At 64.2% G+C, this 13,790-nt stretch carries 15 protein-coding genes; 14 read left to right on the top strand and 1 reads right to left on the bottom strand.

Going from position 1 to position 13,790, the window contains the following annotated elements; translation table 11 throughout:
- Nucleotides 1-67: 67 nt before the first annotated feature.
- The 14 genes from X735_RS153095 to X735_RS153160 all read left to right on the top strand — a co-directional run bounded on the left by X735_RS153095 (nucleotide 68) and on the right by X735_RS153160 (nucleotide 13,266).
- Nucleotides 68-949 carry a transporter substrate-binding domain-containing protein gene (locus X735_RS153095; protein ID WP_031213162.1) on the top strand — a complete coding sequence of 294 codons (882 nt, stop codon included), beginning with the start codon at nucleotides 68-70 and terminating at the stop codon, nucleotides 947-949.
- Nucleotides 950-1,119: 170 nt separating this feature from the next.
- On the top strand, nucleotides 1,120-1,785 hold the full coding sequence (locus X735_RS153100) for an amino acid ABC transporter permease (protein WP_023810937.1): 666 nt from the start codon (nucleotides 1,120-1,122) through the stop codon (nucleotides 1,783-1,785).
- Between the two features lies 1 nt (nucleotide 1,786).
- The gene (locus X735_RS153105; protein WP_023810936.1) at nucleotides 1,787-2,437 is read left to right on the top strand and encodes an amino acid ABC transporter permease; all 651 of its coding nucleotides are present in this window, start codon (nucleotides 1,787-1,789) and stop codon (nucleotides 2,435-2,437) included.
- Nucleotides 2,438-2,439: 2 nt separating this feature from the next.
- Entirely contained in the window at nucleotides 2,440-3,234 is a 795-nt protein-coding gene (locus X735_RS153110) for an amino acid ABC transporter ATP-binding protein (protein ID WP_023810935.1), read from the top strand.
- Between the two features lie 38 nt (nucleotides 3,235-3,272).
- Nucleotides 3,273-3,734, top strand: a complete 462-nt coding sequence (locus X735_RS153115) for a RidA family protein (protein WP_023810934.1) — start codon at nucleotides 3,273-3,275, stop codon at nucleotides 3,732-3,734.
- A gap of 24 nt (nucleotides 3,735-3,758) precedes the next feature.
- On the top strand, nucleotides 3,759-4,964 hold the full coding sequence (locus X735_RS153120) for an aminotransferase class V-fold PLP-dependent enzyme (RefSeq protein WP_031213161.1): 1,206 nt from the start codon (nucleotides 3,759-3,761) through the stop codon (nucleotides 4,962-4,964).
- Between the two features lie 218 nt (nucleotides 4,965-5,182).
- Nucleotides 5,183-6,172 carry a TIM barrel protein gene (locus tag X735_RS153125; RefSeq protein ID WP_023810932.1) on the top strand — a complete coding sequence of 330 codons (990 nt, stop codon included), beginning with the start codon at nucleotides 5,183-5,185 and terminating at the stop codon, nucleotides 6,170-6,172.
- 41 nt (nucleotides 6,173-6,213) lie between these two features.
- Complete coding sequence (locus X735_RS153130) at nucleotides 6,214-7,266, top strand: substrate-binding domain-containing protein (protein WP_023810931.1); 1,053 nt, start codon at nucleotides 6,214-6,216, stop codon at nucleotides 7,264-7,266.
- Nucleotides 7,267-7,335: 69 nt separating this feature from the next.
- Nucleotides 7,336-8,850 carry a sugar ABC transporter ATP-binding protein gene (locus X735_RS153135; RefSeq protein ID WP_023810930.1) on the top strand — a complete coding sequence of 505 codons (1,515 nt, stop codon included), beginning with the start codon at nucleotides 7,336-7,338 and terminating at the stop codon, nucleotides 8,848-8,850.
- A gap of 9 nt (nucleotides 8,851-8,859) precedes the next feature.
- The gene (locus tag X735_RS153140) at nucleotides 8,860-9,828 is read left to right on the top strand and encodes an ABC transporter permease (protein WP_023810929.1); all 969 of its coding nucleotides are present in this window, start codon (nucleotides 8,860-8,862) and stop codon (nucleotides 9,826-9,828) included.
- Nucleotides 9,825-10,700 carry a MurR/RpiR family transcriptional regulator gene (locus X735_RS153145; protein WP_023810928.1) on the top strand — a complete coding sequence of 292 codons (876 nt, stop codon included), beginning with the start codon at nucleotides 9,825-9,827 and terminating at the stop codon, nucleotides 10,698-10,700. Before X735_RS153140 ends, X735_RS153145 begins: the two co-directional genes overlap by 4 nt.
- Nucleotides 10,697-11,590, top strand: a complete 894-nt coding sequence (locus X735_RS153150) for a ribokinase (protein ID WP_023810927.1) — start codon at nucleotides 10,697-10,699, stop codon at nucleotides 11,588-11,590. Before X735_RS153145 ends, X735_RS153150 begins: the two co-directional genes overlap by 4 nt.
- 102 nt (nucleotides 11,591-11,692) lie before the next feature.
- Entirely contained in the window at nucleotides 11,693-12,190 is a 498-nt protein-coding gene (gene purE / locus X735_RS153155) for a 5-(carboxyamino)imidazole ribonucleotide mutase (RefSeq protein WP_023810926.1), read from the top strand.
- Nucleotides 12,187-13,266, top strand: coding sequence for a 5-(carboxyamino)imidazole ribonucleotide synthase (locus X735_RS153160; protein WP_023810925.1), 1,080 nt, complete (start codon nucleotides 12,187-12,189; stop codon nucleotides 13,264-13,266). The genes purE and X735_RS153160 overlap by 4 nt, the downstream gene beginning before the upstream one ends.
- A gap of 6 nt (nucleotides 13,267-13,272) precedes the next feature.
- Here X735_RS153160 and X735_RS153165 read toward each other — a convergent pair whose 3' ends face one another.
- Nucleotides 13,273-13,695: a lysozyme inhibitor LprI family protein gene (locus X735_RS153165; RefSeq protein WP_023810924.1), complete on the bottom strand. Its 423-nt coding sequence runs from the start codon at nucleotides 13,693-13,695 to the stop codon at nucleotides 13,273-13,275.
- Between the last annotated feature and the right edge of the window lie 95 nt (nucleotides 13,696-13,790).

Genomic DNA, 13,790 nt, shown 5'->3' with positions numbered 1-13,790 from the left:
AATCGCTTCGACGTCACTGACGCGTGTATTGCCTGTGCAAGGGGAACACAAACGAAAGGAGGTCGCCGTGAACGACACATCCGGAAGACGTGATTTTCTGAAATTGGGAATGGCGGGACTGGCCACGGCCGGCGTCGTGGGTGCGGCGGTAACCGTCGATGCCCAAAAGGCCGCTGCCCAGGCAGCACCCGACAGCCTGCTGCGCACCGTGCTCGATCGCGGCAAGCTGATCGTCGGCACCGGCAGCACCAATGCGCCGTGGCACTTCGAGAACGATGCCGGCGAACTCGTCGGCATGGACATCACCATGGGGCGCATCCTTGCCAAGGGCCTTTTCGACGATCCGACCAAGGTCGAGTTCGTGATGCAGGATCCGGCACAGCGCATCCCCAACGTCACCACCAACAAGGTCGACATCACCATCCAGTTCATGACGATGAGCGCCCAGCGCTCGCAGCTGGTCAATTTTTCCCGGCCTTACTACGTCGAGGGCGTCGCCCTGCTGAGCCTTCCGACCGCCGAGAACAAGACCTTCGACAAGCTGCTTGCCGGCGGCTCGGCGACACGCGTCTCCATCCTGCAGAATGTCGATGCCGAGGCGCAGGTGCATTCGGTGCTGCCCGAGTGCCAGGTCATGCAGATCGATACCCAGGCCAACGTGCTGCAGGCACTGGAATCGAAACGCGTCGACGCCGCTGCCGTCGATCTGTCCACGGTGCGCTGGCTCGCCTCGCGCAATCCGGACAGATATTTCGACGCCGGCAAGAGCTGGCTGAGCATGCTTTATGGCGCGGCACTCCGGCAAGGCGACCTTGACTGGCTGACCTTCGTCAACTCGACCTTCACCATCGCCATGTTCGGCCACGAAAACGCACTCTACGATGCCGCCTTCAAGGACTTTTTCGGACAGGAGCCGCCGGCGCGCCATCCCGGCTTCCCAGCCATCTGACCTGCCGGGCGGAAGGGCGTATCCAGCGCCCTTCCGCCTCCCTAGAGCAATTCCAGGAAAAGTGTGAAACGGTTTTCCGCCCGGAATTGCGTCAAAACAAAGAGTTAGAGCGGGTCGCCGTTTCCGTGAAACGGTGAACTGCTCTAAGCCTGCGGCACTGAGGCGGACGCATGGGCTATGCCCTTAATTTCAACCTGATCTGGCGGCACTTCGACAAGCTGTGGGGAGGACTGCTGCTCAGTCTCGAGCTCGCCGTCATATCGATCGCCATCGGCACCGTCATCGGCCTGGTTCTGGCGGTCTGGTACGTGTCTGCCGGACGCATCGTGCGCACCATCATCGCCGCCTACGTCGAATTCATCCGCAACGTGCCGCTGATCCTGCTCGTCTACCTCGTCTTCTACGGCCTGCCGACAGTGGTCGACATCGCCTACAGCGCGCCGACCTCGTTCGTCGTCACGCTGTCGCTCTATAGCGGCGCCTATCTGGTCGAGGTGTTTCGCTCCGGGCTCGAAGCCGTTCCGCGCGGACAGCTGGACGCCGGCAAGGCAATCGGCCTGACGCCCTGGCAAAGGCTGCTCAACGTGCGCCTGCCGACCATGCTGCGCATCACCTTGCCGGCATTGTCCAACACCTTCATATCGCTGTTCAAGGACACCTCCGTCGCCTCGGTCATTTCGGTGCCGGAGCTGACCTATGGCGCCCAGTGGATCAACTTCAACACCTTCCGCATCGTCGAGGTCTATCTCGTGGTCACGGCGATGTATCTGGTGACCGGCTACATCTTGCTTTTTGCGCTTCGGCTTGTCGAGCGCCGGTTCAGGGCGGCGCGCTGACATGCTGACCCAGATCGCCTATGCCTTGCCTTTCCTCGCCCAGGGCTTTGCGCTGACACTGTGGGTATCCCTGCTGGTCGTGGTGTTTTCGCTGATTGCCGGCGTGATCATGGGCGTCGGTCTGGTCTATGGCCCGGTGCCGTTGCAATGGGCCGTGCGCATCTTCAGCGACACCATACGCGGCATCCCGATCCTGGTGCTCATCTTCTTTGTCTATTACGGACTGCCGGCCGTCGGGCTTCATCTGCCGTCGTTCTGGGCCGCCGTGCTGGCGCTGACCCTGTTCAAGACAGCCCAGGTCGTCGAATATTTCAGAGGTGCTGTCGGCTCCATTCCGAAAGGGCAGTCCGAGGCGGCGATGGCGATCGGACTCACCTTTCGCCAGCGGCTCGCCTACGTCATTTTCCCACAGGCGTTCAGGCGCTTCCTGCCGCCCTGGATCAACGGCGTCACCGATGCGGTCAAGGGCAGCGCGCTGGTATCGCTGCTCGGCATCACCGACCTGATGCAGGCCATCAACCAGGTCATCGGCCGCACCTACGAGGCCATGCCGCTCTATATTCTCGGCGCGCTCATCTACTTCGCGGTCAACTATGCCCTTTCGCTCGCCAGCCGGCGGCTCGAGCGGCGTTTCTCCTTCATCCGGGAATAGCAATGTCCACAAGTCCGAAAAACACCCCGGCCCTTCTCGACGTCCTGGACGTTTCCAAAGCCTTTGGGACCGTCCAGGTCCTGCGTTCGGTCAGCCTGCAGGTGGCGAAGGGGGAGGTGGTGACGGTCATCGGCCCCTCCGGCAGCGGCAAAACCACGCTGCTGCGTTGCGTCAACTTTCTCGAAAGCTATGACAGTGGTTCGATTCGCATCGACGGCAAGGAGGTCGGCTTTCGCGAAGCCGGAACCCGCCAGCGTCGCAGCGAACGCGATCTCGCCGCGATGCGCGCCGAGACCGGCATGGTGTTCCAGAGCTTCAACCTCTTTCCGCACCTGACAGCCGCCGGCAACATCATGCTTGGCCTCACCAAGGTGCGCGGCAAGAGCAACGCCGAAGCGCGCACCATCGCCGAACACTGGCTCGGCCGGGTCGGTCTAGCCCACAAGGCCGACAGCCTGCCCGCCGAACTGTCCGGCGGCCAGCAGCAGCGCGTCGGCATTGCCCGCGCAGTGGCCATGGGGCCGAAGATCCTGCTTCTCGACGAGATAACCTCCGCGCTCGACCCGGAATTGGTCGGCGAGGTGCTCGAGGTCGTGCGCAGCCTGGCCGAGGACGGCATGACGATGGTCATGGTCACGCACGAAATGGCCTTTGCCCGAGATGCTTCGAGCCGCATCATCTTCATGGCCGATGGCGGCGTCAGCGCGGCGGGTCCACCCGCCGAAATCCTGGCAGCCGACACCGACAATGAGCGCCTGCGCACCTTCCTGGCACGCTTCCGCGCCTCGCATTTCTAGAACGGGACAGCGAACGCTGTCGCAAGGAGCCTTCTTTCATGACGCCTTATATCCGGCTCGCCGCGTTGGGCCTGACGCTGCCCGAGCCGCCGACCCCGATCGCCAACTTCGTCACCCATGCCGAAAGCGGCCGGCTGATCTTCCTGTCCGGCCAGGGACCGCTGCGCACCGATGGCACACTGTTCACCGGCAAGGTAGGAGACGATGTCACCGTCGAGCAGGCCTATGGCCATGCCCGCCTCACCGGCCTCAACCTGCTCGCCGTCATGCACGCAGCCACCGGCGACCTTGGCCGGATCGTGCGCATCGTCAAGCTGCTCGGCTTCGTCAACGCCATACCGACTTTCAGCGACCATCCGAAAGTGGTCAATGGCTGTTCCGACCTGTTTGCCGATGTGTTCGACAGAATCGGCGGCCATGCCCGCTCGGCGATCGGCGTCGGCTCCTTGCCTGGAAACATCACCGTTGAAATCGAGGCGGTTGTCGAGATCGCCGCCTGACCTTAGAAGAATGGAATCCGAGAGATGAAAACCACTTCCACCGACGGCTCCAACACCACCATCCGCGAACGGCTCGGCCTTCGCCCGATCATCAATGTCTCCGGCACGATGACCGCGCTCGGCGCGTCGATCATTGTCCCCGAAGCGATCAGCGCCATGGCGGAAATGGCCTCGCAATGGGTGGAAATGGATGACCTGCAACGTGCCGCAAGCACGATCGTCGCGCGCCTGACCGGCGGCGAGGCCGGTTTTATCACTGCCTGCTGCGCCAGCGGCATTACTATGGCGATCGCCGGTGCGATGACGGGGACCAATCTGCTCGCCATCGAGCGGCTGCCTGATAACACGGAAGGCCTCAAGTCGGAGGTCATCGTCCAGCTCGGCCACATCGTCAACTATGGTGCGCCGATCGACCAGTCGGTCCGGCTGGCGGGCGCCAGGGTCGTTCCGGCCGGCACGGTCAGCGTGACGCAGGACTATCATGTGCGCGACGCGATCAACGACCGCACGGCGGCGGGCCTCTATGTCGTTGCGCACCACACCGTGCAGTATGGCATGCTGTCGCTGGAGGAATTCTGCGAGATCTGCCACGCCAGGGGTGTCCCGGTGATCGTGGATGCGGCTTCAGAGTATGATCTGCGCGACTTCCTCGCGCGCGGCGCCGACATTGTCATCTACAGCGGCCACAAATTCCTGAGTGGGCCGACCAGCGGCATCGTCACCGGGCGCAAGGACCTGGTGCGCGCCGCCTATCTGCAGAACCGCGGCGTCGCCCGCGCCATGAAAGTCGGCAAGGAGAGCATCGCCGGCACCATGGCCGCACTGGAAGCCTGGGAAAAGCGCGACCATGCCGGCATCCGCCGCCGCGAAGAGGCGGCGCTCAATTTGTGGAAGGACGCGTTGCAGGGACTGCCAGGCATTGTCGCGCAGATCATTCCCGATCCGACCGCCAACCCTCTCGATCGGCTTCAGATTTTTGTACTGCCCGAAAGCCAGTTCACGGCGGCCGGCCTCACCTCGGCATTGGCGACTGGCTCGCCACCGATCATCGTGCGCAACCATGAGGTGGAGCGCGGCCATTTCTTCCTCGACCCCTGCAATCTTCATCCCGGCGAGGCCGAGATCGTCGCCGAACGGCTGCGCGCCATATTGACCGCCAAGGACCGCCCGGCCGATGCGATGAAAGTCTCCCGCAAGGATTCGTCCGGCGTCTTAAGCTGGCCAGATTGAACACCCGGCGAATCGCTACCTGAAATGCGTCGGCCGTAACCGGCACGCGCCATCATGCGCCTCCTGCCCTGACGGGCTCTCCAGGGCACCGGCCAGGAAACTGCCGGCTCCCTCTGCGCGCCTTGGCGGTTCCAGCTTGGCGGCTGCTTCACAACTTCTCAACAATAACTTTACAAATATCTATATTTATGTGAAGTCATGACGATGAAGGATCGCTCATGACAGCCAACCGTTTCGCCACGCGCCTGAATTCCTTTGCCTCGCGACCGCAGGCCGAGTGGCCCGATCTTACCGGCAAGCCGTCGCTGCTGCAGATGGCGGCGCGCGCCGCCAAGGTCGAGGGGCTTACCGATCTCGACCTCAACTTTCCTGACCACGTCGGTGAAAAGCCCCCGGAAATCACCCTGAAACTGGGCGATCTCGGGCTTTCCATCAATGGCTTTGCCATGCGCTACTACTCCAACCCCGCCTTCAAGCTCGGCGCCTTCACCAATCCGGATCCGGCGGTGCGCCGCGAGGCCATCGACCTGACCAAGGCCGGCATCGATGCCGTGCGTGAGGCCGGCGCCAGCCTGATGACGCTGTGGCTCGGCCAGGATGGCTTCGACTACGCCTTCCAGGCCGACTATTCAACACTTTGGCAACACGAAATTGATGGGATTCGTGAAGTTGCGGCACATGATCCCGACTGTCAGATCAGCCTTGAATACAAACCGAACGAACCACGCTCCTACAGCCTGATGCCGGATGCGGCGACGACCTTGCTGGCGATCCGCGATGTCGGCCTGCCCAATCTCGGCGTCACGCTCGATTTCGCTCATGTGCTCTACGCCGACGAACAGCCGGCCTTTGCCGCGGCCCTGGTGGCGCGTCACAGCAAGCTGCTCGGCGTGCACCTGAACGACGGCTACGCCAAGCGCGACGACGGCCTGATGGTCGGCGCGGTGCACACGCTGCAGACCATCGAGCTGCTCAGGCAGATTCGCCGCGACGGTTACGCCGGCGCCATCTATTTCGACACGTTCCCCGATATGACCGGGCTCGATCCGGTGCGCGAGTGCGAAGTCAACATCGCCACCGTCAAGCGCATGCTGCGCGTCGTCGACCGGCTGGAGCAGGACAATCGCCTGTCCGCCGCCATGGACAGCCAGGACGCGGTGACGTCGCAGGCCATCATCCAGGAAATCATGCTCGGGCCGGATAGCTGAGGCATCCGCGCCATCACCGTTTTCAACCAGGGAGGAATACAATGAAACTTCTGCTTGCCACCGCTACCGCCGCACTGATGGCGCTCTCGATCGGCTCTGCCTTTGCCGCCGACCTCGCGCCGCTCAATTCCGACACGGAAAAGGACCGCATCGACTGGTCGCAGGTCGAGGCTAAATTCGGCGCGTTCCCCAAGCTGCCCGAAGGCACCAAGGCAGGCGCGGTCTCCAAGACGCTGACCAATGAATACTGGCGCTCGCTGGGCGAGGGCTACACGGCATTCGGCGCCAAGGTCGGCGTTCCCGTCGTCTATCAGGCAGCGCAGAGCGAGGGCGACCAGCTCGGCCAGCTCACCATCGCCGAAGGCCTGGTGACGCAGGGCTACAACGTGCTGCTCGTCTCGCCGCAGACGGATGCCAATCTGCAGCCGATCATGGAGCAGGCCAAGGCCGCCAACGTGCCGGTGGTCAACGTCAATGACGCCGTCATCCCGCAGGCCGAGCATTATGTCGGCAATGTCCAACGCGACAATGGCGTGCGCGTCGCCAAATGGTTCATCAAGAATCGTCCGAATGGCGGCAAGGTCGCCATCGTCGAAGGTCAGGCTGGCGTCTATGCCGCCGTGCAGCGCACCGACGGCTTCAAGTCGACCATCACCGAGGGGGGCAATTTCGAGGTTGTCGCCAGCGTTCCCGGCAACTGGGACCGCCAAACCTCCTATGACGCGGCCACCAACATCCTGCAGCAGCACCCCGACCTGATCGGCTTCTATGCCAACAATGACGGCATGGCGCTCGGCATCGTCGAGGCTGTCAAGGCCGCCGGCCTGCAGGACAAGGTTGCGGTCTTCGGCACCGACGGCATTTCCGATGCCTACGCCTCCATACGGGCCGGCGAACTGACCGGCACGGTCGACAGTTTCCCGGTGCTGACCGGCGAAGTGGCGTTGGAAACAGCTCTGCGTCTCGTCGCGGGACAGAAGCTGCCGCGCGTTGTCGCCACGCCGCAGGCGCTGATCACCAAGGACAATGCCGACCGCTATTCCGGCACCGGCGCGCGCAAGGCCCTGCTCGATGACGCGGCAGCGGGCCAATAAGGCTAATCGGCGGGTGCCGGCCAGAGCAATTCGCTGCCGGCCGGCACTCTTGCTCGGAGATAGAACCCGATGTCACCCCGGCTGCAATTCAAGGGCATTTCCAAGCTGTTTCCGGCCGTACGGGCGCTCCACGAGGTGTCACTCTCGGTCGGGGCCGGTGAAATCCACGGCCTGCTCGGCGAAAACGGCGCCGGCAAGTCGACGCTGCTGCGCGTCCTGTCTGGGGTCTACAGGCCGACAGCGGGAAGCATCCTCATCGACGGCAAGCCGGTTACACTCGCCAACCCGGTCGCCGCACGCGCTGCGGGCGTCGCCATGATCCATCAGGAATTGCAGCAGGTACCGCGCCTCAGCGTCGCCCAGAACATGTTCCTCGGCCATCCGCTGACGCGCGGCGGTATCTTCGTCGCCCGGCGCGAGCAAGAGCGCCGTGCTGCGGATGCTCTTGCGGCCATTGATCCCTCCATCGATCCGGCGGCACCCCTTGGTACCCTGAAGGTGGCTCAGCGGCAGATCGTCGAGATCGCTCGCGCGCTGCTCGATCGCGCCCGCATCGTCGCCATGGACGAGCCGACATCGAGCCTGACGCCGAGCGAATTCGAACGGCTGGCGCAAGTCATCACCGGCCTCGCCCGCGACGGCGTCGCGGTCGTCTATGTCTCGCACAAGCTGGACGAGGTGTTCGGTATCTGCCGGCGCGCCACCATCATGCGCGATGGCGTCGTCGTCGATTCCGTCGATCTGAAAGACCTGTCGGAGAAAGCGGTCGTAGCGATGATGGTCGGCCGCGAACTGGCGCGGGAACACCATAATTCCCATGCCACGAACAAGGTCATGCTGAGCGCGCGTGGCCTCTCTTCGGCGACAAAGGTGCGCAACGTGTCGTTCAATCTGCATCGCGGCGAGGTGCTGGGCATTGCCGGCCTGGTCGGTTCCGGCCGCACTGAACTTTTGCGGCTCTTGGCCGGCGCCGATCGCGCCACGGCCGGGACGATTGCAATCGACGGCAAGGCGGCGCGCTTCGCCAGCCCGCGCGATGCGATTGCCGCCGGCGTCGGACTGGTGCCGGAGGAGCGCAAACGCGAAGGCATCGTGCCGCTGCGCTCGATCACCTGCAATATGGCGCTGGCCTCGATGGCCGTGTTCGCGCCGCGCGGTCTCATCGATCACGCCAGGTTGAAACACGTGGCCGTCGAGAAGATGAGCCGTGTCAACCTGCGGCCGTTTCTGCTCGACCGGCCGATTCGCCTGTTCAGCGGCGGCAACCAGCAGAAGGCGATCATCGGCCGCTGGCTGGCGGCGGGAACCCGCATCCTCTTGTTCGACGAACCGACGCGCGGCATCGATGTCGGCGCCAAGGCGGAGATCTATCATCTGATCGAGGAACTCGCCGCCGAGGGCCATGCCGTGATCGTCGTCTCCTCCGAGCTCCCCGAAGTGATCCGGCTTGCCGACCGCGTGCTGGTCATGCGCGACGGCACGATCGCGGCCGAACTCCACAGAGACGATATCAGCGAACAGGCGATCGCGGCGCACGCCATCCCGCAAACGCAAACGCCGGCCGCACAGCAGGCAAGGCAGTAGGTGACGGATATGTCGGATACCACTCTGGTGCGGCCGCGGGCCGAATTCGTGCGCGGGGTTTCCATGCGCGACGCCGGCACGCTGATCGGTCTTGTCGTGATCCTCACCGTCTTCGGCGCGCTGGTGCCTGGCTTCTTCGCCGAGCGCAACCTGATCAACATCCTGCAGCAGTCGAGCATCAATGCCTGTTTGGCGCTGGGCATGACGCTTGTCATCATCTCCGGCGGCATCGACCTGTCGGTCGGGCCGACGGCAGCGCTCTCGGCCGTCATCTCGGCCTCTATGATGGTCGCCGGCGTGCCGTTTCCGCTGGCCATCGCCGCCGGCTTCGCCATTGGCCTTGCCTGCGGCCTCGTCAACGGCGTGCTCGTCGCCTATGTCGGGCTGCAGCCCTTCATCGTCACATTGGGGACGCTCAGCACCTACCGGGCGCTAGCACTGATCTACACCGGCGGCAATCCGGTTCTGGGCCTGCCCGCGGGGTTCCGCGCCATCTTCAACGGATCGCTGTTTGGACTGCCTCTGGCGGTCGTCATCGTCGCCTGCGTGGCTGTCGTCGCCTGGGTCGTTTTGAAGAAGACGCCCTTCGGCGAATATCTGCTTGCCGTCGGCGGCAACGAGGAGGCGGCCTACATCGCCGGCGTGCCGATTGCCCGCACCAAGATCGCCGCCTACATGATCTCGGGCCTGCTGGCGGCGCTTGCCGCGCAGATCCTGATCGGCCGGCTCGGCGCCGCCGAGCCCATCCTCGGCAATCTCTGGGAACTCGACGCCATCGCGGCTGCCGCCATCGGCGGCGCCTCGCTGATGGGCGGCAAGGGCAGCATCGTCGGCACCATCCTGGGCGCTATCATCCTCGGCGCCATGCGCAACGGTTTGACGCTGATGAACGTCCAGTCCTTCTATCAGCTTCTGGCAACTGGTCTTATAATCCTCGCCGCGATGCTTATCGATCGCGTGACGAGGGGGCGTGGATGACCTTGAGCGGGCTGGACCTGAAAGCGGTAGGACCACGCATCCGCATGATGATGCCGCATCTCACCCCGTTGGAGGCGAAGGTGGTGGAAACCGTCTTCGGCCGGCGCGGCTTCGACGAGAGCATTCCGCTGAAGCAGATCGCCGAAGAGTCTGGCGTGTCCGAGGCGATGGTGGTCAAGATCGCCAAGAAGCTAGGCTTTTCCGGCTATCGCGACTTCCGCACCGCCGTCTATGAATACAGTCGCCTGCCGACCGCCGAGATGCATCAGGAACTGTCGTCCGACGACAGTTCGGCCGAGATCGTGCAGAAGGTGTTCCGCACCTCCATCCAGGCGCTGGAGGAAACGCTGGCGATCCTCGAGATCGAGGATTTCGACCGCGCCGCCGATCTTCTCTACCGTGCGAAGAGCCGGGATTTTTATGGCGTCGGCGGCTCGGCGCAGATTGCCCGCGATGTCTCGCACAAGTTTCTGCGCATCGGCATCCGCGCATCGGTCTATGACGATTCGCATATGATGCTGATGTCGGCCTCGCTGCTCGGCGGCGACGACATCGCCGTCGGCTTCTCGCATTCGGGCAACACGTCGGCCGTCATCGACGCCATCCAGCTGGCCCGCAAGAACGGTGCCCGCACGCTGGCCATCACCAACTACGACAACTCGCCGCTGGCTGCGGTCGCCGACATCGTGCTTTGCTCGACCGCGCAAGGCTCGCCGCTGATGGGCGAGAACGCAGCGGCGCGCATTGCCCAGCTCAACATCCTCGACGCGCTGTTCGTGGCGGTGGCGCAGCGCGATTATCAGGCGGCGGAGCGCAACCTCGGCCGCACCATGTCGGCGGTGACATCGAAACGAAAAGACCGGGGCTCATGACGACATCGCCGCTGGTCACCGTGTTCGGCAGCTTGCACTACGACATCATGGTCGACGCGCCCGACCGCCCACGCAAGGGCGAGACGGTGACCGGCCATGCCTGGCACCCGAAATGCGGCGGCAAGGGCGGCAACCAGGCTGTCTCGGCGGCGCGGGCCGGCGTGCGCGCGGCGATGATCGGCGCCGTCGGCGACGATGATTTCGGGCGGGCGTTGCTGGCCAATCTCGATCGCGCGCTGGTCGACCACCGCTTCGTGCGGGTGGCCGCTGGCGCCAGCTCCGGCATGAGCGTGGCGATCTTCGACGCGGGCGGCGACTATGGCGCGGTGATCGTCTCAGGCAGCAATCTGACACTGGGCCATGCCGACATTGCCTCTGCTTCCGATGTGATGGCCCAAACGGCAGTGCTTTTGTTACAGAACGAAGTGCCGGAAGCCGGCAACATTGCCGCCGCACGCGCCGTCAAAGCACAGGGCGGCCGCGTCGTGCTCAACGCGGCCCCCGCGCGCAAACTCTCCGACGAGTTGATCGCCCTGGTCGACATATTGGTGGTCAACGCAATCGAGGCGGAATTCCTGGCTGGCACAGCAGTGGTGGAGACGCAGGACGGGGCCGCGCAAGCCGCACGATTGCTGGCCGATCTTTATCCGGTGGCGATTGTCACGGCGGGCGGCGAGGGCGTCGCCTCCTGCGACCAGACCGGCGAGGCCTTTGCGCTGCTGGCCGTCCCGGTCAAGGTCGCCAGCACGCATGGCGCCGGCGATGAATTCGTTGGCGCGCTGGCCGCGGGACTTGCCCGAGGAGAGACCATGCACGCGGCGGTCACCGCTGCCAACGCGGCTTCGGCGTTGCTGGTCTCGACGCCAGAGGCCGAGCGCGACGGCATCTGAACGGCTGGTTTCCGTCTTGCCGGACCGAAGCGGCGGCCGCCTATCCTTGCGGCCTCGCGCGAATTCCGCTAAGGCGCGCCTTTGTCGCCGGGGAACACGGACTTGGACGATCAACGCGCCGACGTCGCCATCATCATGGGCAGCCAGTCCGACTGGGCGACGATGCGTCATGCCGCCGAAACGCTGGAAGCACTAGGCATCCCGCACAAGCGGCTGATCATTTCCGCGCATCGCACACCGGACCGGCTCTATGATTTCGCCAAAGGCGCCAAGGCGGCCGGTTACAAGGTGATCATCGCCGGCGCCGGCGGTGCGGCGCACCTGCCCGGCATGACGGCGGCGATGACGCCGCTGCCGGTGTTCGGTGTGCCGGTGGAATCGAAAGCGCTTTCCGGGCAGGATTCGCTGCTGTCCATTGTCCAGATGCCGGCCGGCATTCCCGTGGGCACGCTGGCCATCGGCAAGGCCGGCGCCGCCAACGCAGCCCTTCTGGCCGCTGCCGTGCTGGCCCTGAACGATGATAGCCTTGCCGTCCGTCTGGATGCCTGGCGCGCCGCGCAGACCGCTAAGGTCGCGGCAGAACCGACGGATACGCCGTGAGCCTGCCCGCCGGATCGACCATCGGCATCATTGGCGGCGGCCAACTCGGCCGCATGCTGGCTGTTGCCGCCGCCCGCCTCGGCTACCGCACCGTGGTGCTGGAGCCGCAAGCGGATTGCCCCGCGGCACAGGTCGCCAACCGGCAAATAACAGCTGCCTATGACGACTCGGCCGCCCTTGCCGAACTGACAGCGTCGAGTTCCGTCATCACCTACGAGTTCGAGAACGTCCCGGTCGCGGCCGCCAGCGCTCTGGCCGCCAAGGTTCCGGTCTATCCGCCGGCGCGTGCGCTGGAAGTGGCGCAGGACCGGGTGGACGAAAAAACATTCCTCAACGGCATCGGCATTGCCACCGCGAATTTCCACGCCGTCGACAATGATGACGAGCTGACGGCGGCGCTGAAAGCGTTCGACGGCAGCGGCATCCTGAAGACTCGGCGCATGGGCTATGACGGCAAGGGCCAGCGCGTCTTCAGCAACATGGAAGCCGGCGGTCTTGCCGGCACCTGCGAGGCGATGGGCAATGTGCCGCTGATCCTGGAGTCCTTCGTGCCGTTCGAGCGCGAGATCTCGGTGATCGCGGCGCGTGGGCTGGACGGTGCGGTCGTCGCCTACGATCCGGCCGAGAATGTCCACCGCAACGGCATTCTCCATACGTCGACCTTGCCGGCCCGCGTAAGGCTCGAAACGGCGCAAGCGGCACGAACGGCGGCATCGAAGGTCCTGTCGGCGCTGAACTATGCCGGTGTCATCGGTGTCGAGTTCTTCGTGCTGGCGGACGGCTCGCTGCTGGCCAACGAGATCGCGCCGCGCGTGCACAATTCCGGCCATTGGACGGAAGCCGCCTGTATCGTTTCGCAGTTCGAGCAGCATATCCGCGCCATCGCCGGCCTGCCGCTCGGCAGCCCGGACCGCCACTCCGACTGCGTGATGGAGAACCTGATCGGCGACGATGTGCTGCGCGTCCCTGAGCTTCTCGCCGAGCCCGATCTGATGCTGCATCTCTACGGCAAGGCCGAAGCGCGGCCCGGCCGCAAGATGGGCCACTTCACTCGGATCAGCCGTCGCGCCTCATAAGGTTGCCTACTGCACGTCGTCGCTCTCGTCCTCGCCTGGATTGGCGCAACTCACATCGCCTTCCTCGCAATTGGCCGCGGCAGCGAGCTGCTTGACGCGATCATTGGTCAATCTGGTCAGGCATTGCGAGACTTCCATCGAATGGATTGATCCGCCGTCGCTGGCGGCAGTGGAATGCGCGCACTCGGCATCGCGAAAAGTGATCCAGGCGCGTTGCGCCACCTGCAGCAATCTCTTGCCGTCGGCACCATCCGAGCTGGTGAGGTTTTGATAGGCCTTGTTGAGCCTAGCGTCGGCGGCCTGATAGTCTTCGCCGGCACAGATGTTCATCATCTGCTGGCTATCATCGCTGCGGTCGCATTCCTGCGCGCGCGCAACCGAAGCTGCCGCCAGCAGGACAAGGCAGGCGGACAGGAACATTCGGCGCATGGTTCTCTCCAAATCACTTCACGGCGACCGCATCATCCCAGCCGGCCCAGGGCCGCGCAATGCGCCAGGCCGATATGGCGGATAATTGATGACAG

The organism is Mesorhizobium sp. L2C084A000 (assembly GCF_000502875.1).
Taxonomy (GTDB): Bacteria; Pseudomonadota; Alphaproteobacteria; order Rhizobiales; family Rhizobiaceae; genus Mesorhizobium.
This window is presented reverse-complemented; position numbering and strand designations above follow the sequence as displayed.

Coding starts and splice junctions, on each gene's coding strand:
- X735_RS153150 (WP_023810927.1), top strand. CDS start 10,697: ATGACGACATCGCCGCTGGTCACCGTGTTCGGCAGCTTGCACTACGAC.
- X735_RS153130 (WP_023810931.1), top strand. CDS start 6,214: ATGAAACTTCTGCTTGCCACCGCTACCGCCGCACTGATGGCGCTCTCG.
- X735_RS153105 (WP_023810936.1), top strand. CDS start 1,787: ATGCTGACCCAGATCGCCTATGCCTTGCCTTTCCTCGCCCAGGGCTTT.
- X735_RS153115 (WP_023810934.1), top strand. CDS start 3,273: ATGACGCCTTATATCCGGCTCGCCGCGTTGGGCCTGACGCTGCCCGAG.
- X735_RS153145 (WP_023810928.1), top strand. CDS start 9,825: ATGACCTTGAGCGGGCTGGACCTGAAAGCGGTAGGACCACGCATCCGC.
- X735_RS153120 (WP_031213161.1), top strand. CDS start 3,759: ATGAAAACCACTTCCACCGACGGCTCCAACACCACCATCCGCGAACGG.
- X735_RS153110 (WP_023810935.1), top strand. CDS start 2,440: ATGTCCACAAGTCCGAAAAACACCCCGGCCCTTCTCGACGTCCTGGAC.
- X735_RS153125 (WP_023810932.1), top strand. CDS start 5,183: ATGACAGCCAACCGTTTCGCCACGCGCCTGAATTCCTTTGCCTCGCGA.
- X735_RS153100 (WP_023810937.1), top strand. CDS start 1,120: ATGGGCTATGCCCTTAATTTCAACCTGATCTGGCGGCACTTCGACAAG.
- X735_RS153140 (WP_023810929.1), top strand. CDS start 8,860: ATGTCGGATACCACTCTGGTGCGGCCGCGGGCCGAATTCGTGCGCGGG.
- X735_RS153135 (WP_023810930.1), top strand. CDS start 7,336: ATGTCACCCCGGCTGCAATTCAAGGGCATTTCCAAGCTGTTTCCGGCC.
- X735_RS153165 (WP_023810924.1), bottom strand. CDS start 13,695: ATGCGCCGAATGTTCCTGTCCGCCTGCCTTGTCCTGCTGGCGGCAGCT.